The 25,487-nt window shown below is 72.0% G+C and carries 20 protein-coding genes; 10 read left to right on the forward strand and 10 right to left on the reverse strand.

Going from position 1 to position 25,487, the window contains the following annotated elements:
- Window positions 1-107 precede the first annotated feature (107 nt).
- Window positions 108-1,169 carry a LacI family DNA-binding transcriptional regulator gene (locus ACIPVB_RS15120; RefSeq protein WP_400369980.1) on the reverse strand — a complete coding sequence of 354 codons (1,062 nt, stop codon included), beginning with the start codon at window positions 1,167-1,169 and terminating at the stop codon, window positions 108-110.
- A 200-nt stretch (window positions 1,170-1,369) separates the two neighbouring features.
- Between ACIPVB_RS15120 and ACIPVB_RS15125 the strand changes: the two genes are divergently transcribed.
- From ACIPVB_RS15125 to ACIPVB_RS15145, 5 genes are all read left to right on the forward strand, one after another.
- Window positions 1,370-2,656 carry an ABC transporter substrate-binding protein gene (locus tag ACIPVB_RS15125; RefSeq protein ID WP_400369982.1) on the forward strand — a complete coding sequence of 429 codons (1,287 nt, stop codon included), beginning with the start codon at window positions 1,370-1,372 and terminating at the stop codon, window positions 2,654-2,656.
- A gap of 11 nt (window positions 2,657-2,667) precedes the next feature.
- Window positions 2,668-3,681 (forward strand): carbohydrate ABC transporter permease, encoded by a 1,014-nt coding sequence (locus tag ACIPVB_RS15130; protein WP_400369983.1) that lies wholly within the window; start codon window positions 2,668-2,670, stop codon window positions 3,679-3,681.
- A complete protein-coding gene (locus tag ACIPVB_RS15135) occupies window positions 3,678-4,553 on the forward strand; it encodes a carbohydrate ABC transporter permease (protein WP_400369984.1) in 876 nt (291 codons plus the stop codon). The genes ACIPVB_RS15130 and ACIPVB_RS15135 overlap by 4 nt, the downstream gene beginning before the upstream one ends.
- Window positions 4,554-4,556: 3 nt before the next feature.
- On the forward strand, window positions 4,557-6,911 hold the full coding sequence (locus tag ACIPVB_RS15140; RefSeq protein WP_400369986.1) for a glycoside hydrolase family 3 N-terminal domain-containing protein: 2,355 nt from the start codon (window positions 4,557-4,559) through the stop codon (window positions 6,909-6,911).
- Window positions 6,912-7,354: 443 nt separating this feature from the next.
- The gene (locus ACIPVB_RS15145; RefSeq protein WP_400369988.1) at window positions 7,355-9,022 is read left to right on the forward strand and encodes a deoxyguanosinetriphosphate triphosphohydrolase family protein; all 1,668 of its coding nucleotides are present in this window, start codon (window positions 7,355-7,357) and stop codon (window positions 9,020-9,022) included.
- A gap of 319 nt (window positions 9,023-9,341) precedes the next feature.
- Here the strand turns inward: ACIPVB_RS15145 and araA are convergent, their stop codons facing one another.
- From araA to ACIPVB_RS15185, 8 genes are all read right to left on the reverse strand, one after another.
- A complete protein-coding gene (gene araA / locus ACIPVB_RS15150) occupies window positions 9,342-10,853 on the reverse strand; it encodes an L-arabinose isomerase (RefSeq protein ID WP_400369990.1) in 1,512 nt (503 codons plus the stop codon).
- Between the two features lie 20 nt (window positions 10,854-10,873).
- Window positions 10,874-12,496 (reverse strand): xylulokinase, encoded by a 1,623-nt coding sequence (locus ACIPVB_RS15155; RefSeq protein WP_400369991.1) that lies wholly within the window; start codon window positions 12,494-12,496, stop codon window positions 10,874-10,876.
- The gene (locus tag ACIPVB_RS15160) at window positions 12,493-13,209 is read right to left on the reverse strand and encodes an L-ribulose-5-phosphate 4-epimerase (RefSeq protein WP_400369992.1); all 717 of its coding nucleotides are present in this window, start codon (window positions 13,207-13,209) and stop codon (window positions 12,493-12,495) included. Before ACIPVB_RS15160 ends, ACIPVB_RS15155 begins: the two co-directional genes overlap by 4 nt.
- Before the next feature lie 105 nt (window positions 13,210-13,314).
- Complete coding sequence (locus ACIPVB_RS15165) at window positions 13,315-14,304, reverse strand: LacI family DNA-binding transcriptional regulator (protein ID WP_400369994.1); 990 nt, start codon at window positions 14,302-14,304, stop codon at window positions 13,315-13,317.
- 207 nt (window positions 14,305-14,511) lie between these two features.
- Complete coding sequence (gene xylB / locus ACIPVB_RS15170; RefSeq protein ID WP_400369995.1) at window positions 14,512-15,903, reverse strand: xylulokinase; 1,392 nt, start codon at window positions 15,901-15,903, stop codon at window positions 14,512-14,514.
- Window positions 15,904-16,072: 169 nt separating this feature from the next.
- A complete protein-coding gene (xylA, locus tag ACIPVB_RS15175) occupies window positions 16,073-17,260 on the reverse strand; it encodes a xylose isomerase (protein ID WP_400369996.1) in 1,188 nt (395 codons plus the stop codon).
- A gap of 101 nt (window positions 17,261-17,361) precedes the next feature.
- Entirely contained in the window at window positions 17,362-18,258 is an 897-nt protein-coding gene (locus ACIPVB_RS15180) for an esterase/lipase family protein (protein ID WP_400369997.1), read from the reverse strand.
- Between the two features lie 215 nt (window positions 18,259-18,473).
- Complete coding sequence (locus tag ACIPVB_RS15185; RefSeq protein WP_400369998.1) at window positions 18,474-18,959, reverse strand: glutathione peroxidase; 486 nt, start codon at window positions 18,957-18,959, stop codon at window positions 18,474-18,476.
- Window positions 18,960-19,047: 88 nt separating this feature from the next.
- Here ACIPVB_RS15185 and ACIPVB_RS15190 point away from each other — a divergent pair, with 88 nt between their 5' ends.
- Window positions 19,048-20,208, forward strand: a complete 1,161-nt coding sequence (locus tag ACIPVB_RS15190; protein WP_400369999.1) for an ROK family protein — start codon at window positions 19,048-19,050, stop codon at window positions 20,206-20,208.
- Between the two features lie 106 nt (window positions 20,209-20,314).
- The gene (locus tag ACIPVB_RS15195) at window positions 20,315-21,562 is read left to right on the forward strand and encodes a D-arabinono-1,4-lactone oxidase (protein ID WP_400370000.1); all 1,248 of its coding nucleotides are present in this window, start codon (window positions 20,315-20,317) and stop codon (window positions 21,560-21,562) included.
- Between the two features lie 187 nt (window positions 21,563-21,749).
- On the opposite strand, the gene ACIPVB_RS15200 is transcribed toward ACIPVB_RS15195, so the two are convergent.
- Window positions 21,750-22,478: an SDR family oxidoreductase gene (locus ACIPVB_RS15200; protein WP_400370001.1), complete on the reverse strand. Its 729-nt coding sequence runs from the start codon at window positions 22,476-22,478 to the stop codon at window positions 21,750-21,752.
- A 233-nt stretch (window positions 22,479-22,711) separates the two neighbouring features.
- Between ACIPVB_RS15200 and ACIPVB_RS15205 the strand changes: the two genes are divergently transcribed.
- From ACIPVB_RS15205 to ACIPVB_RS15215, 3 genes are read left to right on the forward strand one after another with little or no spacing between them, the layout of a single operon-like run.
- A complete protein-coding gene (locus ACIPVB_RS15205; RefSeq protein WP_400370002.1) occupies window positions 22,712-23,401 on the forward strand; it encodes a nucleoside/nucleotide kinase family protein in 690 nt (229 codons plus the stop codon).
- Entirely contained in the window at window positions 23,398-24,174 is a 777-nt protein-coding gene (locus ACIPVB_RS15210) for an ATP-binding cassette domain-containing protein (protein WP_400370004.1), read from the forward strand. Before ACIPVB_RS15205 ends, ACIPVB_RS15210 begins: the two co-directional genes overlap by 4 nt.
- A complete protein-coding gene (locus tag ACIPVB_RS15215) occupies window positions 24,171-25,256 on the forward strand; it encodes an ABC transporter permease (protein WP_400370005.1) in 1,086 nt (361 codons plus the stop codon). The genes ACIPVB_RS15210 and ACIPVB_RS15215 overlap by 4 nt, the downstream gene beginning before the upstream one ends.
- Window positions 25,257-25,487: the final 231 nt, after the last annotated feature.

Below are 25,487 nucleotides of genomic sequence, written 5' to 3' on the forward strand. Positions count from 1 at the left end.
GCGGGGTGGTGCGGCGCGGCGTGCCGGTGCCGGAAGCCGGGTCGCCGCGGGGTGGTGCGGCGCGGCGTGCCGGTGCCGGATGCCGGGTGGTCGCCGGAGGGTGCGACTCAGCGCGCCGCCGGCGGCGGTGCCGTCGGTGGTGACGCCGTCGGTGGTGACGCTGCGGGAGGCGGAGCCGTCGTTCCGCGGGCGACCAGGCGCGTGGGCAGTTCGATGTGCGTCGCGGTCAGAGTCTCGCCGGCGAGCAGGGCCAGCACCATGCGCACGGCCTCGGCCCCCAGACGCTTCATGGGTTGCCCGACCGTCGTCAGACCGGGCTGGGCACGGGCGGCCTCGGGCACGTCGTCGAACCCCACGACCGACAGGTCGTCGGGGACGCGCAGCCCTCGCTCGCGTGCGACCTCGACGATCGAGAGGGCCGAGAGGTCGTTGGCGGCGAACACCGCCGTGGGCGGGTCGTCGAGCGACAGCATCGCGTGGGCGGCCTCGCGTGCGACGTCCTGCTCATAGCGGCCCACCCCGACCAGCGCCGGATCGAAGGGGATGCCGGCGGCCGAGAGTCCGGCACGGTAGCCCGAGGCGCGGGCCACGGCCGAACGCAGGTCGGGGCGGCCCGCGATGAAGCCGATGCGGCGATGCCCCAGCTGCACCAGGTGGTGAACGGCCTGCTGCGCGCCGGTATAGCTGTCGGACTCGACCGTCGGCAGGTCGCCCCGGCCGGTGTGCGGGTCGATCGCGACGATGGGCACCTCGCCCGAGACGGTGACGACGGTGGGGGTGACGATGATGGCCGCGTCGATCAGCGTGCCGCTCAGCCGGCTCAGGGAGCGGCGTTCCCACCCCTCGCCGTCGCGCCGCGCACCGGTGTAGGCCAGAAGGTCGTATCCCGTGCCCGAGAGCGCTCCCCCGACACCCTTGAGGATCTCGGCCGAGAACGGCTCGATGTCGGCCACCAGCACGCCGATCACCCCCGTCCGCCGCGATCTCATGCTGCTGGCGACGAGGCTGGATTCGTAGCCGAGGGCCTCGACGGCATCCAGGACGCGGCCCACCGTCTGCGGAGAGACCCCGTAGCGACCGTTGACCGCCTTGGAGACCGTGGCCACCGACACCCCGGCCGCCGCGGCGACGTCGTGGATCGTGGCACGCCTGGTCGTGGGCCTGATCATGGCATCCGACCCTAGCGTGGAAATCATTTTCGAAAACGTTTGACGACCTCTCCGAGCCCGGGCGACACTGCTGACACCCGACGGGCCGCACACCCGATCGGCAGCGAACGACCGACCGTGACGAACGGTCCGTGACAGCGGCAGAGCAGCCGACACCGACGCGTCCCGCGACGCACTCGACGAAGAGAAACGGGCATCACATGAACACGCGTAAGATCCTGGCCGGAACGGCGCTCGCCGTCGCCGGCACCCTCGCCCTCGGCGGCTGCGCCGCGGGCGGCGCCGGCGGTCAGAACGCCGACGGCAGCGTCACCCTGACGATGTGGCACAACTCCACCACCGGCGACGGCAAGAAGTACTGGGAGGACACCGCGGCCGCCTTCGAGGAGGCGAACCCCGGCGTCACGATCGAGATCCAGGCCCTGCAGAACGAAGAGGTCGACGGCAAGCTCCAGACCGCGCTGAACGCCGGAGACGCCCCCGACATCTTCATGGCCCGCGGTGGTGGCAAGCTCGCCGACATCGTCGCCGCCGGACAGGCGATGGACCTCACCGACAAGATCACCCCCGAGGCCAAGGCCGCCCTCGGCAACTCCCTCGGCGCCTTCGAGGTCGACGGCAAGAACTACGGCATGCCCGTCGCGGTCCTTCCCTCGGGCATCTTCACCTCGCAGGACCTCCTGTCGGCCGCCGGCGTCACCACCGCTCCCGCGACGATCGACGACCTCGAGGCCGCGAACGCCAAGATCCGCGCCACCGGCGTCGCCCCGATCGCCGTCGGGGCGAAGGACGCCTGGCCGGCCGCGCACTGGTACTACAACTTCGCCCTGCGGGCCTGCTCCAAAGAGGTGCTCGACGAGGCCGCCCAGAGCCGCAGCTTCGACGACCCGTGCTGGATCGAGGCGGGCGAGAACCTGCAGTCGTTCCTGGCCACCGAGCCCTTCAACGACGGCTTCCTGACCACGGCGGCACAGCAGGGCGCGGGCTCGTCCGCGGGCCTGCTCGCCAACCGCCAGGCCGCCATGGAGCTCATGGGCGCCTGGAACCCCGGCGTGATCGCCTCGCTGACGCCCGATGAGCAGCCGTTGCCCGACCTCGGGTGGTTCCCCTTCCCCGAGGTGCCCGGCGGTGACGGCGAAGAGGGCGCCATCATGGGCGGCGTCGACGGGTACGCGTGCTGGGTCAACGCGCCCGCACAGTGCACCGACTTCCTGAACTTCGCCGTCAACCAGGAGAACCAGGAGCGCTACGCCGACGCCTTCCAGACCATCCCCGCGTCGAGCGAGGCGACCGCGGCGGTCACGACCCCGGCCCTGCAGTCGGCCCTGCAGGCCTACACCGACGCCCCCTACGTCTCGGTCTGGCTCGACACGCTGTACGGACAGAACGTCGGCAACGCGCTGAACGTCGCCGTGGTGGACCTGTTCGCCGGCCAGGGCAGCCCGCAGGGCATCGTCGACGCCGTCAACGCCGCCGCCGCCCGCTGAGGACGAAGCACATGACCACCCAGCTCGCCACCTCGGCGACCGACGCCGGGTCCCGCCGCCCGGCCGGGGAGGGCGCTCACCGCGCCCCCTCGGCCGGGCGGCCGCCCGTCCGGCGCCGCCTCGATAACTGGCGCATCCGCGGCGAACTCGCGATCCTCCTGGGCCCCGCGCTCGTGGTGTTCGTGTCGTTCGTCATCCTGCCCGTCGCACTGGCGGCCTACTACGGCTTCTACCGGTGGTCGGGATTCGGCACTCCCGTCGACTTCGTCGGCATCCAGAACTACGTCACGATCCTCACCGACCCCGCCTTCCACGACGCGCTCGGTCACAACGCCCTCATCGTCGTCGGCTCGCTGGTGCTCCAGGGCCCTCTGGCCCTGGGTCTGGCGCTGCTGCTGAACCGTAAGATGCGGGCGCAGTCGCTCATCCGCGTCCTGATCTTCGTCCCCTACGTCATCTCCGAGGTCGTCGTGGGCCTCGGCTGGGGGCTGCTGCTGCAGTCGGGCGGAGCGCTGAACGGCGCGCTGGACAAGATCGGGCTCGGCGCCCTGCGGGCCGACTGGATCTCGGATCCGGCGCTGGCGATCTGGACGCTGCTCATCATCATCACGTGGAAGTACATCGGCTTCGCCGTGATCCTCTTCCTCGCGGGCCTGCAGGGCATCCCCGAAGAGCTCAACGAAGCCGCCGCCATCGACGGCGCCTCCTACTGGCAGATCCAGCGTCATATCGTGCTCCCGCTGATGGGACCCACGATCCGCATCTGGGCGTTCCTGTCGATCATCGGCTCGCTGCAGCTGTTCGACCTGGTCTGGATCATCTGGGGCCAGTACGTGGCCTCGACCGCCGGGACCTCCACGATGGCGACCTACATGGTCGCCAACGGCCGCAACGCCGGCAGCTTCGGCTACGGCAGCGCCGTCGCCGTGGTGATGTTCCTCATCTCGCTCGCCGTCGCCCTCGTCTACCAGCGCTTCGTGCTGCGACGCGACACCGCGGGCGCCCTCACGGGAGGCACGAAATGACCGCCACCGCCACGCTCGTCGCCCCGAAGGCCCCGCGGCGGGTCGCTGCCGGATCCAAGCGCTCGTCCTCGGTGCTCGTCGGCTTCGTCGCCCTGCTGCTGATCGGCATGATGCTGGCCCCGGTGGTCTACATCATCCTGGGCGGCTTCCGTTCCAACGCCGAGATCACCGTCGACCCGGCGGGCTTTCCCACCACGTGGAACTGGCAGAACTACGCCGACGTCCTCGCCAGCGGCGTCTTCTGGGGGCAGGTCGGCAACTCCGCGATCGCGGCGATCGCCACGACCGTGTTCGTCGTGGCCCTGGGCCTGATGGCCGCCTTCGCCCTGGCCCGCTACCGCTTCCGCGGGCGGGGCGTGGTCTTCGCGCTGTTCACGGCCGGGCTGATGTTCCCGATGACGGTCGCGATCACGCCGCTGTACATCCTCGTGCGCAACCTCGGCCTGATGAACTCCCTCGCCGGTGTCGTCATCCCGCAGATCGCCTTCGCCCTGCCGCTGACCGTCATCATCCTCTCGCCGTTCCTGGCGGCCATCCCCGCAGAGCTGCAGGAGGCCGCGTCGATCGACGGCCTCGGCCGACTCGGCTTCTTCTGGCGCATGGTGCTGCCCCTCGCCGTCCCCGCGGTGGTGACCGTCGGCATCCTGGCCTTCGTCAACAGCTGGAACTCCTACATGCTCCCGCTGTTCATCCTCAACAACGAAGCCGCGTACACGCTGCCACTGGGAACGCAGGCCTTCGCCTCGCAGTACTCCGTCGACACCGCCCGCGTGCTCGCGTTCACCTCGCTGTCGATGATCCCGGCACTGCTGTTCTTCAGCGTGTTCGAGCGTCGGATCGTCGGCGGCCTCACCGGCGCCGTGAAGGGCTGACCCATGACCATCCACCGCACCGACGTCGCCGCGGCACCGGCACCCGGCACCTCGGCCCGCGTCCACGCGCTCGTCGCCGAGATGACCCTCGACGAGAAGCTCGCGCAGCTGGTCGGCTACTGGGTCGACCAGGGCGACGAGGTCGTCGCGCCGATGTCGGGCGAGAAGGTCACCTCGACGGCGTACGCCGATGCCACGGTGCACGGTCTCGGCCACCTCACGCGCGTCTACGGCACCCGTCCGGTCGACCCCGTCGAGCGCGCCCGGTGGCTCTGGGGCGAACAGCGTCGTCTGCAGGACGAGACGCGACTGGGCATCCCCGCGCTGGTGCACGAGGAGTGCCTCACCGGCTTCGCGGCGTGGAAGGCCGCGACCTTCCCCACGCCTCTCGCCTGGGGTGCGTCGTTCGATCCGGATGCCGTGGAGCTCATGGCATCCGCGATCGGTCGCTCGATGCGCGAGGTCGGGGTGCACCAGGGACTCGCCCCGGTGCTCGACGTGGTGCGCGACGCCCGATGGGGCCGCGTGGACGAGTGCATCGCCGAGGACCCCTACGTCGTCGGCACGATCGGCACGGCCTACGTGCGGGGGCTGCAGGCGGCCGGCGTCCACGCCACGCTCAAGCACTTCGTCGGCTACTCGGGCTCGCGCGCCGGGCGCAACCACGCGCCCGTGCACGCCGGACCGCGCGAGCTGCAGGACGTCTTCCTGCCCCCGTTCGAGATGGCCGTACGCGACGGCGGCGTCCGCAGCGTCATGAACTCGTACACCGAGATCGACGGCGTGCCCGTCGCCTCGTCGAGGGAGCTGCTGACCGACCTGCTGCGCCGCCGCTGGGGCTTCGACGGCACCGTCGTCTCGGACTACTTCGCGGTCGAGTTCCTGCGCTCGATGCACGGCATCGCCGCCGATCGCGGCGAAGCGGCGCAGCTGGCCCTCGAGGCCGGGATCGACGTGGAGCTGCCGGGGCCCGATGCCTTTCCGCACCTGGCCGAGCGGGTGGCATCCGGCGCCCTCCCCGAGGCCGTGGTCGATCGCGCCGTCGCACGCGTCCTCGCCGAGAAGGAGGAGCTCGGGCTCCTGGATGCCGACTTCTCCACGCCCCCGCAGGGCGTCGACCTCGACGATGCCGAGCACCGCGCCCTCGCCCGCCGCCTCGCCGAGGAGTCGGTCGTGCTGCTGCGCAACGACGGCGTGCTCCCCCTCGCGCACGGCCGCCGGATCGCCGTGATCGGCCCCAACGCCGACAGCACGGACGCCCTGATGGGCTGCTACTCGTTCGCCAACCACGTGCTGGCGCACCACCCGGGCACACCGCTGGGCTTCGCCCTGCCCACCGTGCGGGACGCCCTCGTCGAGCGCTTCGGCGCGGTCTCGTTCGCGCCCGGGTGCGCGGTCGAGGGCTCGGACCTCTCGGACGTGGATGCCGCCGTCGCGACGGCCCGCGACGCCGACGTCGCGGTCGTCGTCGTGGGCGACCGCGCGGGGCTGTTCGGACGCGGCACCGTCGGCGAGGGCAACGACGCGGACTCGCTCGATCTGCCCGGGGTGCAGCGACAGCTCGTCGAGGCGGTCGTGGCGACCGGGACGCCCGTCGTGCTCGTGCTGCTGACCGGCCGCCCGTACGCCCTGGACTGGGCGCTGGACGACGCCCACGGCCCGGCCGCGGTGCTGCAGGCGTTCTTCCCCGGAGAAGAGGGCGCCCCCGCGCTCGCGGCCCTGCTGGCGGGGGATGCCACCCCCTCGGGGCGTCTGCCGGTGTCGCTGCCCCGCTCCGCGGGCGCGCAGCCGTACTCGTACCTGCACCCGGTGCTCGGCGGGCCCTCGGGCGTGACCAGCACCGACCCCACACCCGTCCGGCCCTTCGGGTTCGGGCTGTCGTACACCTCGTTCGCGCGCGCCGGGCTGTCGGTGGACGGGGTCGCGGCCGCCGCGGCGCGCGCCGACGGCGGGGTGGCGGCATCCGGACCCGCCGCCGACGTCCGCGCGGGAGACGCCTTCGCGGTGTCGGCTCGCGTCACCAACACCGGAGCCCGGCGCGGGGCCGACGTCGTGCAGGTGTACGCGCACCGCGAGGTGGCCAGCGTCACGCGACCGGTCGCGCAGCTGGTGGCGTACGCGCGCGTGGAGCTCGATCCGGGCGAGAGCGCCGAGGTGCGCTTCACCGTCCCGGCCTCGCGCCTCGCGTACAGCGACCGGACGCTGCGGCGGGTCGTCGAGGCCGGAGAGGTCGAGCTGCGCCTCGGCCCCTCGTGCGCCGAGACCGACGAGGCCGTGACCGTCCGCATCACCGGCCCGACCTACGAGCTGGGCGCCGACGACGCCCGCATGGTCGAGGTCGAGGTGCGCGGGGCCTGACCCCGCACCCCCTCCCTCTCGACTCTTCCGCTCGCCCGCCCTTCGCTCGCCCCCTCGCTCGCCCCCTCTTTCGCTTGAGTGTCCAGGACACGCCGCATCCGCGCGCAGTCGCACGGCGTGTCCTGGACACTCGACGCCATGGGGCGGGGGCGGGGAGCGGGGGCGGGGGGCGGGGAGCGGTGAGCGGGGGGCGGGGGGGCGGGGAGCGGGGGCGGGGAGGGGGATGCCGCGCCGCGGCGAACGGCGCCCGCATCCGCTCGCCCCCTCTTTCGCTCGAGTGTCCAGGACACGCCGCATCCGCGCGCAGTCGCACGGCGTGTCCTGGACACTCGACGCCATGGGGCGGGGGGCGGGGGCGGGGAGCGGGGAGGGGGATGCCGCGGCGAACGGCGCCCGCATCCGCGTTAGCGTGGGTCCACGCATCGACGCCGCGGAAGGACCCGATGACCCTGCACGACGAGACCGTTCCCCCGACCGCCGACGCGGGCGATGGCGCTCCCGCCTCGGGCACGCCCGACGCGCACGGGACCGCCGCGCACGGGACCGACGCGCACGGGACCGTCGGACACGGGCCCGTCGGACACGGGACCGACGCGCACGGGACCGTCGGACACGCGGGGGCGGAGCGCGGCACCGTGGTCGGCAACACGGCATCCCGGATCTTCGCCGACCGCGACGACGTGCACGACCCCTGGTCGATCGATCTCGAGCGGATCCAGTTCTCGCCGTACTTCTCGCGCCTGTCGGCCGTCACGCAAGTCGTGTCGCCGTCGATCTCGGGCGCCCCCGTGCACAACCGCCTCACGCACACGCTCAAGGTCAGCGCGATCGCCCGCGTCGTCGCGCTGCAGTTGAACACCCGCTCGCGCCGCGCCGGCGAGGGCGACGTGTGCAACGCCACCGTCGTCGAGGCCGCCGCCTACGCCCACGACCTGGGCCACCCGCCCTTCGGACACCTGGGCGAGTCCACGCTCAACCGCCTGGCCCGCGACGAGCTGGGCTTGCCCGACGGCTTCGAGGGCAATGCGCAGACGTTCCGCATCCTCACCGCGCTCGACGTGATCGAGACCGCCCCGCGCGGACTCAACCTCACCGCCGCGGTGCGTGCCGCGTCGGCGAAGTACCCCTGGGCGCCGTCGGTGTCGGCCGCGGAGCTCGAGCGCACCGGGCCGCCCCGCGGCATCCGTCGCTCCCCCGACGGCACCTACCGGGTGCACAAGTACTCCGCGTACGACATCGACCTCGACGACCTCGACGAGGCTCGCCGGGGGGTGGATGCCGAGCCCCTGCGCCAGAGCATCGAGGGCGCCGTGATGGACCTCGCCGACGACATCGCGTACTCGGTGCACGACGTCGACGACTTCTACCGCGCCGGCATCCTGGATCACGCGCCCATCGCGGCGGAGTTCCGCGGGTGGCTCGACGACGTGCTCGAGTGGCGCGAGCGCGACGACGCCGAGGTGCGCGCCGAGCTCGCCCCGGGTGCCGGGCTGGAGCGCCTTCGCCGCAAGATGCGCCGCGACGACCCGTGGATCGCCGACGACGAGGCCTTCCTCGCCGCGGTCAGCGACGTCGACGCCGAGATGGTCACCGACCTGCTCGCGCGCCCCTTCGACGGCTCGCTCACGGCCGAGCGCCGACTCGCGGCCTTCACCGACCGGTGGATCCGCCGGTTCCAGGAGTCGGCGCGACTGCGTCCGCTCGACACCCCGCGCGCGGGCCCCGTGGTGCTGTCGGCGTCGGCGTGGCACCACGTCGAGGTGCTGAAGTTCGTGCACAAGCGCTTCGTGCTCAGCCGCCCCGACCTGGCGATCCAGCAGCGCGGCATGAGCCGCATCCTCGCGCGGTCGGTGCGGGCCCTCGGCGAGTGGCTCGACGACGATCTCGACCGCGCCCGCACGCCGCGGCGTCTGCGCGAGCTCATCGCCCTCGCGCGAGAACAGTACGACGCCCTGCCCGCCGAGCGGCGGCCGTCCGACGCCGAGCGTCTCGCGCGCTCGCGCGGGATCGTCGACTATGTGGCATCCCTCACCGATGCCCAGGCCTTCGCGTTGTCCGAGGCGATCTCCGGCCGCGCCGACCGCCTGTGGGCGCTGGGCCAGCGGCTGTAGCGCGAGGCGCCGAGGACCCTGTGCCGCATCGTGGCCCCGGGCCGCGTTCGATGCCTCCGCCCTTCTCCCCCGGCGAACCCCGCGCCGCTCCGTCGGCTGACGTCGGGCCACGCCCCGACGCGAGGGATGCCACATTCCCCCGGACGCACGAATGCCCCGGACCCGCGGGCGTCCCACCACCGACGCGGATCCGGGGCACGGTTCGTGCACCGGGGCGCTCGATGTCCGCCCCGGTGCACGGGACGCGCCCCGAACGAGGCGCGTACGTGTGCCGCACCGCCCCGGGGTCCGCGAGGGGCAGCCCGGGGCGGCGGGGGTCTTACAGGCCCTGGGCCAGGCGGTAGTACGCCTGGTTCCAGCGCAGCTCGCTCTGGAAGCCGCGGACCGTGGTGTCGTCGTCGATGACGACGAGCTCGGTCTTGGCGATCTCGGCGAAGTCGCGGAACACCTCGATGCCCACGGCCGTCGTCATGACGGTGTGGTGGGCGGCGCCGGCGGCGAGCCAGCAGCCGGCCGAGGTCGCGAAATCGGGCGCCGGCTTCCACACGGCGCGGCCGACGGGCAGCTTCGGCAGGTCGGGCGCGTCGACGTTCTCGACGACGTTGGCGACGAGGCGGAAGCGGTCGCGCATGTCGCTCATCGCGACGACCAGGGCGGGGCCCGCGTCGGCGGTGAAGACCAGGCGCACCGGGTCATCCTTGCCGCCGATGCCGAGCTCATGGATCTCGAGGCGCGGCTTCTTCGTCGTCAGCGACGGCGAGACCTCGAGCATGTGCGCGCCGAGGATGCGCTCGTTGCCGGGCACCAGATCGTAGGTGTAGTCCTCCATGAGCGAGGCGCCGCCGGGCAGGCCCGCGCCCATGACGTTGGCGACGCGCACGAGGATCGCGGTCTTCCAGTCGCCCTCGGCGCCGAAGCCGTAGCCCTCGGCCATGAGGCGCTGCACCGCGAGACCCGGCAGCTGCTTCAGCGCACCGAGGTCCTCGAAGGACGTGGTGAAGGCGCCGAAGCCGCCCTCCTCGAGGAAGGAGCGCAGGCCGAGCTCGATCGCGGCGCCGTCGCGGAGAGACTGGTGGCGCGCGCCGCCGGGAAGCAGTGCCTCCACGACGTCGTAGCTGTCGACGTACTCCTGCACGAGCGCGTCGATGTCGGCATCCGTCGCCTTCTCGACGGCCTCGACCAGCTCGTTCACGCCCCACGTGTTGACCTGCACGCCGAAGCGCAGCTCAGCCTCGGTCTTGTCGCCCTCGGTGACGGCGACAAAGCGCATGTTGTCGCCGAAGCGCGCGAGCTTGAGGGTGCGGGCAGCGGTCCAGCCGGCGGCGGCGCGCTCCCAGTCCTCGATCTGCTGACGCACGACAGGGTTCGACACGTGCCCGACGACCGTCTTGCGTGACACGCCCAGACGCGTCTGGATGTACCCGAACTCGCGATCGCCGTGCGCGGCCTGGTTGAGGTTCATGAAGTCGAAGTCGATGTCGTTCCACGGCAGCTCGACGTTGGCCTGCGTGTGCAGGTGCAGCAGGGGCTTCTGCAGGGCGTCGAGGCCGGCGATCCACATCTTCGCGGGGCTGAAGGTGTGCATCCACGCGATCACGCCGATCACGTCGTCGCGACCGTTGATCTCGAGCGCCATGCGACGGATGCTGTCGGAGTCCTTCAGCACGGGCTTCCAAACGACCTTCACCGGCAGGCCGTTCAGGCCCTCGACGACGGCCTGCGACTGCTCGGCGACCTGCTTCAGGGTCTCTTCGCCGTAGAGGTTCTGGCTACCGGTGACGAACCAGACCTCGTAGCCGTCGAGGTCGTTCTTGAGGGGAGTGCGGGTCATGACTGTTCCTTTTCGGGTGATCAGAGGGATGCCACGGCGGCGGCCTCGACGGCGAGGCCTGCGCGGTAACGGTCGAGGTAGGCCGAGAACCCGGCGACGTCCGCCGGCTCGGGGTCGGCCGTGGTGAGGGGGGCGTCGGCGAAGACCACCTCGGCCAGGTAGGTGTCGAGGTCGCGGCCCCGCCCGTCGGCGACGTACGCCGCGAGCACGGCCATGCCCCACGCGCCGCCCTCCGAGGCGGTCGCGGCGACGGCGACGGGGGCGTCGAGCGCGGCCGCGAGGAAGCGCTGGGCGACCCCCGTGGTGCGGAACATGCCGCCGTGCGCGTACATGCGGTCGAGCTGCACGCCCTCGCCGTGGAGGACGTCCATGCCGAGCGCGAGCGTGCCGAACACCCCGTACAGCTGGGCGCGCATGAAGTTCGGCAGCGTGAGGCGGCTGTCGGGGGTACGCACGACGAGCGGTCGACCCTCGTCGAGACCCGCGATGGGCTCGCCCGAGAGGTGGTTGTAGGCGAGCAGCCCGCCGGCGTCGGCCTCGCCCTCGAGCGCGGCGGAGAAGAGCGCCGCGTAGGTGGCATCCGGAGTCACCGGGGTACCGGCCGCGGCGGCGAAGGCGGTGAACATGTTCGCCCAGGCGGCCAATTCGCTCGCGCCGTTGTTGCAGTGCACCATCGCGACCGCGTCGCCCGAGGGCGTCGTGACGAGGTCGAGCTCGTGGTGCACCTGCGACAGCGGCCGCTCGAGCACGACCATCGCGAAGATGCTCGTGCCGGCGCTGACGTTGCCCGTGCGGGGCGCGACGGCGCCGGTCGCGACCATTCCGGTGCCGGCGTCGCCCTCGGGAGGAGCGAAGAGGATGCCGGGACGCAGGCTCCCGCTCGGGTCGAGCAGAGCTGCCCCGGCCGCGGTCAGCTCCCCCGCCGCCGCACCCGCCGCGAGCACGCGCGGCAGCAGGTCGCGCAGCGCGGGGACGCGGCCGTCGGCGAGAGCGTCGTAACGGGCGACGAGCTCGGCGTCGTAATCGCGCGTGGCCGAGTCGATCGGGAACATGCCCGAGGCGTCGCCCACCCCCAGCACCCTCTCGCCGGTGAGCGAGCTGTGCACGTACCCCGCGAGGGTCGTGAGGAACCGGATCTCGGGGACGTGCGGCTCGGCGTCGACGACCGCCTGGTGCAGGTGCGCGATCGACCAGCGGAGCGGGATGTTCACGCCCAACAGCGCGGTGAGCTCGGCCGCCGCGACACCGGTGTTGGTGTTGCGCCACGTGCGGAACGGGGCGAGCAGCTCTCCGTCGGCGTCGAAGGCGAGGTAGCCGTGCATCATCGCCGAGACGCCCATCGCGGCGTAGCGCTCGGGGGTGACGCCGTACCGCTGCTGCACGTTCTGGATCAGCTCGGCGTAGGCGGCCTGCAGGCCCGACCACACGGCATCCAGAGAGTAGGTCCAGAGCTTGTCGGCGTAGACGTTCTCCCACTCGTGGGAGCCGGTGGCTACCACCTCGGCGTCGGGACCGATGAGGCACGCCTTGATGCGGGTGGAGCCGAGCTCGATGCCGAGGGAGGCCCGGCCCTCGGTGATGGTGGCGCCGGCGCTCGTGGCGGTCTCCGTGGATGCCGGGGCGTCAGGGGTCTGGGCGTTCATCGGCGGTCGTCCGTGCTCTGTCCGTAGACGTTCTGGTAGCGGTTGTAGAGGGCGTCGATCTTGTCCTGCGGGATCGGGATGAGGGGGCCGGCCTCGCGCGCGATGTGCACGGTGCGCGCGACGTCCTCGAGCATGACGGCGGCCTTCACGGCATCCTTCGCGCTCGATCCGATCGTGAAGGGGCCGTGGTTCTGCATGATGACGCCGCGCGACCGGTGACCGCGGAGGGTCTCGACGATGCCCCGACCGATCGAGTCGTCGCCGATGATCGCGAAGGGGCCGACCGGGATCGGGCCGCCGAACTCGTCGGCCATCGCCGTGATGACGCAGGGGATCTCTTCGCCGCGCGCGGCCCACGCGACGCCGTAGGTGGAATGCGTGTGCACGACGCCGCCGACCTCGGGCATGTGGCGGTACACGTACGCGTGCGCGGCGGTGTCGCTCGAGGGGCTGCGCTCGCTGCCCGGAGTGCCCGGGATCGCGTTGCCGTCGAGGTCGCAGAGGATCATGTTCTCGGGGGCGAGGTCGTCGTACGAGACGCCCGAGGGCTTGATGACGAAGAGGTCGGCGCCGGGCACGCGACCCGAGACGTTGCCGCCCGTCCAGACGATGAGGTTGTAGCGCACGAGTTCGGCGTGCAGCGTCGCGACGTCGGCGCGGACGGCGTCGATCGCCTCCTGCACCTCGGGCGCGAACGGGGCGGCATCGGTCACGCGGGGTCTCCTTCGACGGGGTTCGGGGTGGGGGCGCGGCAGCCTTCCCGCCATGATGTTACCGGTAACATTGTCATTCCGCGAGTGGTGGGAGCCCGCCGCGGCTCAGCCCTGCGGCGATGCGACCTGGCGCGGCGTCGCCGCCGAATCCCGCACCATCAGCACGGGCGGCGTCGGGGCCGGCGCCGCGTCGCCGAGCACCGCGGCGACGGCGTACGCCGCCTCACCCTCGACGTCCAGGCGCACGGTGGTCAGCGCGGGCGAGTAGAAGGCGGCATCCGGGTTGTCGTCGAAGCCGGTCATCGACACATCGCGCGGAACGACCAGCCCGCGCGCCGCGAGGCCCGCACTCAGTCCCAGTGCCATCTGGTCGTTGGCCACCGCGACCGCCGTCGCGCCGGCTCGGACCCGCTCGGCGACCGCACTCGCGAGCGCCGCACCCGACGCGGCGCTCCAGTCCCCCTCGAAACCGGCGACGCGCTCGAGCCCGCGCCGCGCGATCGCGTCGGCGACCCCGTCCGCACGAGCCCGCGCCTCACGCCAGTCGGCGGGACCGGCGAGCTCGATGATGCGGCGGTGTCCGAGATCGGCGAGGTGCTGGACGGCGAGGGCGGCGGCTTCGCGCTGGCGGGTTCCGGACTCGCCGTACAGCGGCACGATGGGCACCGCGTACCCCTCGAGCGGTGTCTCGCCGTGCGCCGCGACCAGGACGATCCCGTCGACGCCCTGGTCGAGCAGGTGCTGCACCGCGACGTCGATGTCGGCGGGGTCGTCGGAGTCGGTGTACGCGGTCGAGATCCACCGGCCCCGCGCCCGCGCCGCGCGTTCGAGGGCGGCGATCCCGGCGGCCGGACCGTGCAGGACGGCATCGGATGCCACGACCCCCACGGTGCGCGTCAGGCTGGTGCCGAGTGCGCGGGCGGCGTTGTTGACGCGATAATCCAGCGCCGCCACCGCGTCGAGCACCCGCTCGCGCGTGGCGTCGCGGATCCCCGGGTAGTCGTTCAGCACCCGCGAGACGGTCTGCGTCGACACTCCCGCCGCGGCCGCGACCTCGCGCACGCCGATGCGTCTGCCGCCGGTGTCGCCGCTCATGGTGACTCACAGTAGCGGCGCGGCGGGGACCTCGTCGGGCACGCGCCTGGGACCGCTCCCGAGAAGAGCCCGCCGACGCCCCCCTTACAAGACGTCGACGGGCCCGCCTCTACTCTGGCGCACCCCGAAGCGACCGTGCCGGAGCGCGCCCCGCGCGCCGGAACGGGGTCCGGGGACGACGGCCTCCGCTGTCGCGCGCAGACCCTCTCATTCCTCCGCGCGCAACCCCGCCACCCGGTCGTACTCCGCGCGGATGACCGGCCGGTGATCGGGCTCGACCGCGCGGGTCATCGCGACCGCCCAGTCGACGGGCGCCCGGGCGAGGACTCCCGCCGCCTGTCGCGCCGCGCCGAGGGCGACGTACTCCCCCGCCGCGGGTACGACGATCTCGGCGTCGAACACCTGCGCGGCGATCCGAGCGACCCCCTCGTTCGCCGCCGCTCCACCGATCAGCAGGATCCGCCGCACCTCCACCCCCTGCGCCTGGATGGCCTCGAGCCCGACGGCCAGGCCGCTGAGCATGCCTTCGATCGCCGCGCGGGCCAGGTTCTCCCGGGTGGTGGATGCCAGAGTCAGCCCGGTCAGCGACGCCTTCGCGTCGGGCAGGTTGGGGGTGCGCTCGCCCTCGAACCACGGGACGAGGACGACGCCGCCCGCGCCGGGCTCCGCCTCGAGCGCGAGCGCGCCGAGCTCATCGTGCGACACGCCCAGCAGCTTCGCGACCGCGTCGAGGACGCGAGCCGCGTTCAGCGTCGCGACCAGCGGCAGGAAGCGCCCGGTCGCGTCGGCGAATCCGGCGACCGTACCGGTGGTGTCGTTCGCGGGGGCCTCGGCGACGGCGAACACCGTGCCGGACGTCCCCAACGACACCACCACGTCGCCCGGGCCCGCCCCCAGCCCCAGGGCCGCACCGGCGTTGTCGCCCGCACCCGGCCCGACGTGGGCGCCACCGGGCAGCGTGCCCGCGCTCTCCCACGGCCCGAGGACGCGCGGCAGCGTCGCGCCGTGGCCCAGCGCACGGTGCAGCAGATCGAGGTCGTAGCCGTCGGCGCCCCAGTACGCGGTGCCCGAGGCATCCGATCGATCCGTGACGAGCTCTTCGAGCACGGCGTCGCCCGGGCCGAAGCCGCGCAGCCGCCAGGTGAGCCAGTCGTGCGGAAGGGCGACCGCCGCGACGCGCGCGGCGTTGTCGGGCTCGGCGTCCCGCAGCCACCGCAGCTTGGTCGCCGTGAACGAGGCGACGGGGACCGCACCCGTGCGCCGGGCGTAGGCCTCGGCGCCGACCTCGTCGATGAGGTCGCGCGCGGCCCGCGCCGAGCGCGTGTCGTTCCACAGCAGGGCATCGCGGATGACGGCCCCGTCGCCGTCGAGGACGACCATGCCGTGCTGCTGACCCGCGATCGACACCGCCGCGACGTCGTCCAGACCGCCCGCCTGGGCGATGGCATCCTGGAGCGCTGTCCACCACGCCTCGGGGTCGACCTCGGTGCCGGCGGGGTGCGCGGCGCGCCCCTCGCGCACCACGCGCCCGGTTTCGGCGTCGACGACGACGACCTTGCACGACTGCGTCGACGAATCGACTCCCATGACGAGCGCCATGCTCTGCCTCTCTCTTCGCGCCGCAGCGGTGCGGCATCCCGGCCGCAGCGGTGCGGCATCCCGTTCAGTGTCCACGACACGCCGTCTCACCCGGGGGCGCTGCGGCATGTCTTGGACACTCGACGGAAAGAAGGGGCCCGGATGCCGTGGCATCCGGGCCCCGGGAGACTCAGCGGGCGCCGAGCAGGTGTTCGGTCGCCAGCTGCTGCAGGCGGACGAATCCGAAGCCCTTGCCACCGAGGTACGCATCGGTGTCGAAGTCCTCGTAGGCCGAGCGGTCGGCGAGCAGGTCGTCGTAGCTCTCGCCCTCGTTCAGCGTCGGCTGCGCGAGCTCGGCGACCTTGGCGGCCTCGAGCGCCTCCTGAACCTCGGGGTCGGCGCGGAAAGCCGCGGCGCGCTCCTTGAGCAGCAGGTAGGTGTTCATGTTGGCCGAGACGGAGTCCCAGACGCCCGTCTCGTCCTCGGTGCGCGAGGGCTTGTAGTCGAAGTGGCGGGGGCCGTCGTAGGCGGGGACCCCGCCGGGGCCGCCGTTCTCGAGAAGGTCGACGAGCGCGAAGGCGTTGTGCAGGTCGCCGTGACCGAACACGAGGTCCTGGTCGTACTTGATGCCGCGCTGGCCATTGAGGTCGATGTGGAAGAGCTTGCCGTGGTACAGCGCCTGGGCGATGCCGGCCGCGAAGTTCAGACCCGCCATCTGCTCGTGGCCGACCTCGGGGTTCAGGCCCACGAGCTCGGGGCGCTCGAGCGAGTCGATGAACGCGATCGCGTGGCCGAGGGTCGGCAGCAGGATGTCGCCGCGGGGCTCGTTGGGCTTGGGCTCGATCGCGAAGCGGATGTCGTAGCCCTTGTCGGTGACGTAATCGCCGAGCAGGTTGACGGCTTCGCGGTAGCGCTCCAGCGCCTGTCGGACGTCTTTGGCGGAGTCGTACTCGGCGCCCTCGCGGCCGCCCCACATGACGAACGTCTGCGCGCCGAGCTCGGCGGCGAGGTCGAGATTGCGCAGCACCTTGCGCAGGGCGAAGCGGCGCACCTGGCGGTCGTTCGAGGTGAAGCCGCCGTCCTTGAAGACGGGGGCCGAGAAGAGGTTCGTGGTGACCATCGGCGTGATGATGCCGGTGTCCTTCATCGCGCCCTTGAGGCGGTCGATCTGGGTCTGGCGCTCGGCGTCGGTGGAGCCGAAGGCGAAGAGGTCGTCGTCGTGGAAGGTCAGGCCGTAGGCGCCGAGCTCGGCGAGCTTCTCGACCACGTGCACGACGTCGAGGGGCGCGCGGGTGGGGCCGCCGAACGGGTCCGTGCCGTTGTAGCCGACGGTCCAGAGTCCGAACGAGAACTTGTCATCGCGGGTGGGGGTGGGCATTCCTGCTCCTTCGCATGGACGCACGGGCGCGCGGTGACGCACCGCCGGGTTTGTTGGTTTTCACAACATATACCGCGGATGCCGCCGCGTCCACCCCCGCGTCAGCGTCCGAGCGCGTCGTCCACAACGGCGAACACCGTGGGGTCCCACGTCAACGCGCGCTCCCACGGCAGGCCGAACGCCTCGGCGAAGAAGATGCTGTGCACGTGGGCGGCGAACGAGTGCCGGGTCACCCGCGGCAGCACCGCGGCGGGCACGTGATCGGCACGGCCGCTGCACAGCGACACCAGACCGTCGTGGGGCCACAACTGCGACGGTTCGGTCGCGGCGGAGAAGTAGCCCGCCCCGATGACGGTGACCGGGATGCCGTCGAGCACCCCCGCCTGCGCCTGATTCCACCCGCGCAGGAATCGGCGGGACACCTCGGCCGCGGCCCCCTCGGAATTCGCGGCCGCGTAGGGACGCGCCTCGGCGAAGATCTGCCCGGTCGCGGGGTCGCCGTGGGCGTCGTCCTCGGTGATCTCGCCGTCGAGCAGGTCGCCGAGGACCGAGCCGTCCCAGGGCGTACCGAGGGTGACGAGCCGTTCCACGCGCGGGCCGTCGCCCGCGAGCTCGCGGATCGCGGCGCGGGAGAACAGCCCGCCCATCGAGTGGCCGACGAGGTCGACGCTACGCAGCCCGTGCTCGGTCGACAGCCACCGGAGAAAAGCGGCGAGCGACCCACCGGCGACGTCGATCGATCCGACCGCGTTGATCGTGAGCTCGGCGGGCAGCACGACGGGGACGTCGTCGAAGCCCTGCCACCCGGCATCCCGCTCGACCGTGCCGGCCCCGATGCGGGCAGGGGCGGTGAAGACCGCCGCGCCCGCGGTGCGCAGGTGCTGGCGCAACGCCGTCATGGTGTTGCCCGCCGCCAGACCCGAGGCCGCGGCGCGGTCTGTGTCGGTGAACGGGGTGACGGCAGCGCCGCCCGAGACGAGGACGACGGCATCGGCCATGGGGCTCCTTCGAGGGTCGGATCCCCGTCAGGATAGGCCAGACCGCCGACATCGACCTGCCGCCGCGCGCCGCCCGTCGAGTGTCCAAGAAACGCCGCGCCACCCCGGGTCGTCGCGGCGTTTCGTGGACACTCAACCAAGGAGGCGGCGCGACAGGGCGGCGCGGCGGCGGGGGCGGCGCGGCAGGGCGGCGCGGCGAGGCGGCGCGGCGGGGCTCAGCGCGGCAGGGCGTCCTCGATCGCGGCGACGACCTCGGGCGCGTCGGGCAGGGTGCGCGGGCTGAACCGCGTCACGCGGCCGTCCGGCGACACGACGAACTTCTCGAAGTTCCACGAGATGCGACCGGTCTTGCCCTCGGCATCCGGGGTCGTCGTCAGCTCCTTGTACAGCGGGTGGGCGTGACGGCCGTTGATCTTGACCTTCTCGGACATCGGGAAGGTGACACCCCAGGTCGCCGAGCAGTACTCGGCGATCTTGTCCTCGTCGCTGAGCTCCTGCAGGAACTGGTTGCTGGGGAAGCCGATCACGGTGAAGCCCCGGTCGGCGTACTTCTTGTGCAGCGCTTCGAGCGCCTCGTACTGCGGGGCCAGGCCGCACCGCGAGGCGACGTTGACCACGAGCGCCGCCCTGCCGGCGGTCAGGCCGCCGAAGGTGGTCTCTTCGCCGCGGATGGTCGTGATGGGGATGCCGGAGAGGTCCATGTTCCGATCCTGGCACCGCGCGCTCTGCGCGGGGTGGGAATGAACACCCCTAACGATCGACATGCCGACGACATGGCACAGTGGTCGGATGGTCACCGAGGGCACCCGCGGCGACGGCATGCGCCGCGCCAATCTGTCGCTCGTACTGCGCACCGTGCACCGAGAGGGCCCCCGCTCGCGCGCCGCCCTCACCGAGGCCACGGGACTGAATCGCTCCACGATCGCCGACCTCGTGGGCGAACTCCATCGCTCCGGCCTCGTGGTCGAGAGCGCTTCCGAGACGCAGGGGCGCGTCGGCCGGCCCTCGCCGATCGTGGCACCCGATCCGCGCGTCGTCGCGATCGCGGTCAACCCCGAGGTCGACGCCCTCGACATCGGGGCGGTCGCCCTCGACGGCACGATCGTGGCGCGGGAGAGGCGCGCGCAGACCGACCTGCTCACCCCCGAACGCACGGCCGAGCTGGTCGGGGCGCAGCTCGCGCTCTGGCGCGACGGCACCCTGGCGGCCTCTCGGATCGCCGGAGTCGGCGTGGCGGTTCCCGGTCCCGTGCGCGCCGCCGACGGCGTCGTGCGCGAGGCGCCGCACCTCGGCTGGATCGACGCCCCGCTGCCCGCCCTGATGACGGATGCCACGGGAGTGCGCGCCCACGTCGGAAACGACGCCGCGCTCGGCGCCCTCGCCGAACACCTCTTCGGCGCGGCGCGCGGAGCGCGCGACGTCGTCTACCTCAACGGCGGAGCGAGCGGAATCGGCGGTGCGGTGATCGTGGGCGGCGTACCGGTCGGCGGCGCGGGCGGTTACGCCGGGGAGTTCGGGCGGAACCGCCCCGGCATCGTCGATCCCGACGATCGGCGCGCCGCCGACGGCGTGCTGGAGGACGAGGTGAGTCGTGCGCGGCTGCTGAGGACCGTCGGGCTCGACGCCGCGGACGAGTCGACGCTCGCGGCAGCCCTCGGATCCGCCGACGACCCCGCCGTCCACGCCGAGATCGCGCGGCAACGGCGGATCCTGGCCACCGCCCTCGCGAACGCGGCGAACGTGATGAACCCGGCGGTCATCGTGCTCGGCGGCTTCCTCGCCACCCTCGCCGAACTCGACCTGCCCGGGCTGGGTGAAGCCGTGCGGGGGCAGACGATGCCGGCGTGCACCGAGGGCCTGAGGGTGACGGCGGCGGAACTCGGAGAGGATCGCCTGCTCGTGGGCGCGGCCGAGGCGGTCTTCGAGGCGGCTCTGTTCCCCGCGCGCTGAGCCGTCGGCATCCGTGACGGCCCTTCTCGCGCCGCGGGCGGCGAACCCGATGTCGCCGGTCCAGGGCAGGATGGAGGCGTCCACCCCACCCCGCTCAGGAGACCCGATGATCGAAACGCGTTCCGCCGGATCCACCTGGTCGGGCAACCATCGCTACCGCGCCACCGAGGTGCTCCTGCCCGCCGATCTCGACGAGCTCGCCGAGGTCGTGACATCCGCCGATTCGCTGCGCGTGCAGGCGACCCGACACACGTTCAACGACATCGCCGACTCCGAGGGGTCGCTGGTGTCTCTCGAACGTCTCCCCGTGCGCATCGAGGTCGCCGCCGACCGCGTCCGCGTCGAGGGCCTGGTGACGTTCGCCGAGATCGCCCCCGTCCTCGAGGCCGAGGGCCGGGCTCTGCACAACCTCGGTTCGCTCCCCCACATCTCGGTCACCGGCGCCACCGCGACCGGAACGCACGGCTCGGGCGTGCGCAACGCGAACCTGTCGAGCGCGGTGCGGGCGGTCGAGATCATGGATGCCGGCGGCCGTACGCACCGCATCGACGAGACGCACGAGTGGTTCGGCGCCGCCGCCCTGAGCCTCGGCGCCCTCGGGGTCGTCACCGCCGTCGAGCTGCAGACCGAGCCGACCTACCGGGTCACGCAGCAGGCGTACACCGGCGTGGCCTGGGACGACATCGTCGACGACGTGGAGCGGGTGTTCGGCGGCTCGCGCAGCGTGAGCGTCTTCACGACGTGGGGCGATCCCGCGCACGACCTCGTGTGGGCCAAGAGCGACGACGGCCCTCCCTCGTGGGTCGAGGAGCTCGGGGGCCTCGCCGTCGGCGACGAGATCCACCTCGGCCGCATCCGCACGGTCGACAACACCACCCCGCGCGGCACGTCCGGCCCCTGGCACACGCGCCTGCCGCACTTCCGCGCCGATGCCCTGCCCAGCGACGGCGACGAGATCCAGAGCGAGTACTTCGTGCCGCTCGGCTCGGCGCGCGAGGCGCTGACCGCCGTGCGCGCTCTCGCCGCGGGATTCGACGACCTGCTGCTGGTCACCGAGCTGCGCACCGTCGCCGCCGACGAGCTCTGGCTGAGCCCCGCGTACCGACGCGACGTCATGGCCGTCCACTTCACGTGGCGCAACGACACCGACGGAGTGCTCGCGGCGCTTCCCGCGGTCGAACGGGCACTGGCACCCTTCGACGCGCGCCCGCACTGGGGGAAGGCCTTCACCCTCCCCGCGGAGCGGATCCTCGCGACGCTCCCGCGCTCGGGCGACTTCGCCGACGTGGCGCGCGAGATCGATCCGCGGGGCGTCTTCCGCAACGCCTACGTGCGCCGTTCGCTGGGCCTGTAGTCCCCGCGGTCCGGCGGCCGCGGGGAGGCTGCCCCGCGTCGGCGTCGACGAGCGGAGCGACGCCGCGACTCCCGGGCGGGGGCCTGCGGGCCACGGGGTGGGCGCGACGACGGGCCCGGGGGCGACTCGAACGGCGAGACCGCGGAACGACGCCGCCCACCGCGGCGCCGCCCCGTGGCATCCGGAGTCAGCGGCTGGAGTAGCCGCCGTCGATGGGGAGCGAGACGCCCGAGATCATGCCGGCGCCGTCTCCGAGCAGGAACACGATGGGCGCGGCGATGTCGTCCTCGGTCGCCCACTTGTGCAGCGGCATGGCGTCGAGGAAGGGGCCCTCGATGTCGGGGCGTCCCCAGTACCAGGCCGACATCGGCGTCATGACGACGGTGGGGTTCACACTGTTGACCCGGATGCCGTACCCCCCGAGCTCGAGCGCCGACACCCGCGTGATGTTGTCGAGCGCCGCCTTCGACGAGCCGTACGAGATGTGCCCGGTGAGGGCGACGAGGCTCGCCTGACTCGAGACGTTGACGATCGCACCCCCCTTGCCGACGCGGATCATCTCGCGCGAGGCGTATTTGGTCACCAACAGCGAGCCGCGGGCGTTGATGCTCATGACCTTGTCGAACACGTCGATGTCGGTGTCCATGGGCGTAGCGATCTCGCCGCCCCAGCCGCCGCAGTTGACCACGCCGTACAGATCGCGTCCCTCGATGGCCGAGCGGATCTCGTCCTCGGACTCGAGGTCGAAGACGAGGGCTTCCGCGCCGGTCTCGGCGGCGATCGCCTCGACACTGTCGGCGGTGCGCCCGGCTGCCAGCACGGTGGCTCCGGCGGCGACGAGGTGTCGCACGGTTGCCCCGCCGATGCCGCCGCCGGCTCCGGTGACGAGGATGGTGCGGTCGGTGAATGCGGTCATGAGGGGCTCTTTCGCGGGCTCGAGGTCGAGAACGACGTCGGTGTCGTCGCGGCCCATGATAACCACAGAATCACGCGGATGACTTCGGTGTCATGACGAATCGGTCACGGGTGTTGACACCGGTGTCACGGTGGGCTTACCGTAACCAGCATTCGACCGGTGGACCGCCTCACCGGACCGCTTCATCGACGCAGCACTCCGACGTGCGGCGTCCCCGAAAGGACCACACCGCCGTGACCGCCACCTCGGAGTACGCCGCGCCGGCCACCGCCGCGACCGTGTCGCTGGACGACCTCGTCGCCCGGGCCCGGCACCTGGTCGCGACGGGCGAGCGGCGCGTCCTGGGCCTGGCCGGAACCCCGGGTGCCGGCAAATCCACCGTCAGCGACGCACTGCTCGCCGCCCTCGGCGACGACGCGGTCCTGGTCGGCATGGACGGCTTCCACCTGGCGAACGACGAGCTCGTGCGTCTCGGTCGTCGCGAGCGCAAAGGCGCCCCCGACACCTTCGACGTCGACGGCTACCTCGCCCTGCTCGACCGCATCCGCGCCGGGCACACCGTCTACGCCCCACGCTTCGACCGCGGCCTCGAGGAGTCGATCGGCTCCGCCGTGCTGGTGTCGGCCGAGGTCCCCCTGGTCGTCACCGAGGGCAACTACCTGCTCCACGACGAGTGCGGGTGGGATGCCGTGGCTTCCCGCCTCGACGAGGTGTGGTTCCTCGACATCGAGCCCCACGCCCGCCGCGAGCGCCTGGTCGCCCGTCGCCTGTCCCACGACCACCCCTACGACGAGGCCGTCGCCTGGGTCCGCGAGGTCGACGAGCGCAATGCCGCCGTCGTCGAGCGCGGACGTCACCGCGCCGATCTCGTGATCACCGTCTCCGATGCCCCCGTCGGTCCCCACGAAGGAGCTTCCTCATGAGCACCACCACGGCCACGCCCGTGCTGCAGGCGCGCGGCCTGTCGCGCCAGTTCGGATCCGTCCGCGCCCTCAGCAACGTCGACTTCGAGGTCTACCCCGGCGAGGTCACCGCCCTCATCGGCGACAACGGCGCCGGCAAGTCCACGCTCGTCAAAGCCCTCTCGGGAAACCTCGCCGTCGACGAGGGCGAGATCCGTTTCGACGGTCAGCCCCTCGACATGTCGAACCCGCAGGTCGCCTCGTCGCTCGGCATCGAGACGGTCTACCAGGACCTCGCCCTCGCCCCGCACCTCGACCCCGTGCAGAACATGTACCTGGGTCGCGAGATCCGTCGCCCGGGACTCGCGGGCGCGCTGGGGTTCATGAAGACCAAGGAGATGGCCGTCGCCTCACGCGCCGCCTTCGACGAGCTCGGCGCGACCGTGCGCAGCCTCACCTCGCCCGTCGGCGAGATGTCGGGCGGCCAGCGCCAGGCCATCGCGATCGCCCGCGCGGTGCACTGGGCCTCGCGCGTCGTCTTCCTCGACGAGCCGACCGCCGCTCTCGGCGTGCGTCAGACGAAGAACGTGCTCGAGACCATCCGGCGCGTCCGCGACAAGGGCATCGCCGTCGTCTTCATCTCGCACTCCATGCCCCACGTCATCGACGTCAGCGATCGCATCCAGGTCCTGCGCCTGGGCACCCGCGTGGCCAACATCCAGGCCGCAGACACCTCCATGGAAGAACTCGTCGGACTCATGACCGGCGCCGTCACGAAGGACGACTCCAAATGAGCACCCGGACTCCCCCGACCGAGACCGTCGCGATCGGCACCTTCGACAACAACCAGAAGGTCAACCCCGTCCGCCGGATCCTGCGGACGCAGGCGTTCCAGATCCTCCTGGTCCTGCTGGCGATCATCATCGTGTTCAGCATCATCGCGCCGGACTCGTTCGCGCAGTGGTCGAACTTCCGCCTCATCATCCAGAACGCCTCGATCCTGGCCGTGCTGGCGGTCGGCATGACCTATGTCATCATCACCGCGGGTATCGACCTGTCGGTCGGCTCGGTGCTGGTGTTCTCCGGCGTCGTCTCGGCGATCGTCATGCGGGCGCTCGGCGGCGAAGGGTGGGGCGTGGCGACCATCGGCATCGTCGTCGCCGTCCTGAGCGGCGTGTGCTGGGGGCTGCTCAACGGCTTCCTCATCGCCAAGGCGAAGATCCCGCCGCTGATCGTCACGCTCGGCTCGCTCGGCATGGCGCTGGGCCTCGCGCAGATCCTCACCGGCGGCGTCGACATCCGCGACGTGCCCACCGTGCTCACGGTCTCGATCGGCTACGGCAACATCTTCGGCAGTGTCCCCATCATCAGCGTGATCGCGCTGGTCGTCGTCGTCATCGGCGCGATCGTCCTGCACTTCACACGCTTCGGCCTGTACACCCTGGCCGTGGGCTCGAGCGAGATCGCCGCCCGCCGCGTCGGCGTCAAGGTCGACGCGCAGTTGATCAAGATCTACACGATCTCCGGCGCCCTGGCCGGGCTCGGCGGCATCCTGTCGCTCTCGCAGTTCTCCACCACCGCGATCGCGGGGCAGTCGCAGACCAACCTCAACGTCATCGCGGCCGTGGTGATCGGCGGCACCTCCCTCTTCGGAGGAGTCGGCACCATCATGGGCACCGTCGTGGGTCTGTTCATTCCGGCGGTGCTGCAGAACGGCTTCGTCATCACCGGCGTGCAGCCCTTCTGGCAGCAGGTCGCCGTCGGCGCGGTGCTGATCAGCGCCGTCTACGTCGACCAGGTACGGCGCACGGCGGCGACGCGTGGCAATTCTGCAGGCCTCTGGCGCAAGTTCGTCAGCGGAGGACGGCGCGGCTGAACCGCGGCGGCATCCCTCCTCCCCCCTCCCACCCCTCCCCAACCCGACAACAAGAACGGTGATCACAATGAAGTGGAACAAGAAAGCGACCGCCCTGACGGTCTTCGGCATGACAGCGACCCTGACGCTCGCGGGCTGTTCCGGTGGATCGTCCTCGTCCGGGGGTGCGTCCGGTTCGGACGGGTACGAGATCGCGTTCGTGCAGGGCGTGGCCGGGGATGAGTTCTACAT

Origin of the sequence: Microbacterium sp. NPDC090007, from assembly GCF_044748345.1 — a bacterium.
Taxonomy (GTDB): Bacteria; Actinomycetota; Actinomycetes; order Actinomycetales; family Microbacteriaceae; genus Microbacterium.